This window comes from Halorubrum sp. SS7, assembly GCF_005435055.1.
In the GTDB taxonomy this organism is placed as follows: Archaea; Halobacteriota; Halobacteria; order Halobacteriales; family Haloferacaceae; genus Halorubrum; species Halorubrum salinarum.
This window is the reverse complement of the sequence record NZ_SGXV01000257.1, coordinates 1-539: the sequence shown is the minus strand read 5'-3', so window position 1 is coordinate 539 and position 539 is coordinate 1. Positions and strand designations below refer to the sequence as shown.

General features: G+C 56.2%; 2 protein-coding genes. Both read right to left on the bottom strand.

The genetic code is table 11. The features are described from left to right. The coding region (locus tag EXE44_RS17915) for a hypothetical protein (RefSeq protein ID WP_137718045.1) at window positions 1–255 on the bottom strand (255 nt) is incomplete at its 3' end. Continuing rightward, window positions 252–539 (bottom strand): hypothetical protein (locus tag EXE44_RS20465; RefSeq protein ID WP_158293506.1); only part of this gene is annotated, 288 nt, incomplete at its 5' end. The genes EXE44_RS20465 and EXE44_RS17915, both read right to left, overlap by 4 nt.

Below are 539 nucleotides of genomic sequence, written 5' to 3'. Positions count from 1 at the left end.
GAAGATGAGGTGGCTCGCGTGGTCCTCTCCGACCTCACGCGGGACCGCGTCAGAGAACCGGTCGTCCCCGGCTATGGTATCGACGAAGTCCTCGTATAGTTCCCCGAGCGCCACGGTCGCGTCGTAGTTGCCGGAGTTGATCTGTCGCTTACAGCGGTCGTCGATTGTCCGTAGCAACCGCTGCTGTAACTCTGTCTTGAACTCTCGTGGGAGTTGGTTCCACACGCCCTGACTCTCCGTCTGTGTTCGACTCATTTTGTGTTCACCAGATGTATATCGTCGAATTCACCGCTACTGTATAGCTGGTACGCCCATTTGAACGCTTCATCCCAACTGAAATCGGTCGTATCGACGACCTTCGATAACTGCCCGTCGTGTTCCTTGACGGCGTTTCTGAACCGCTCCTCGGGAGTTGGTCCCTCTAGTCTGTCCTGGATTTCTCCGAGTTGTTGCTCGGCTTCAGCGAACTGGCCGCGATCCACGTTCTCACGGGCATCACGGAACTGACCGAGTAGATCGTCGTCGCTATCTTCCTTGAC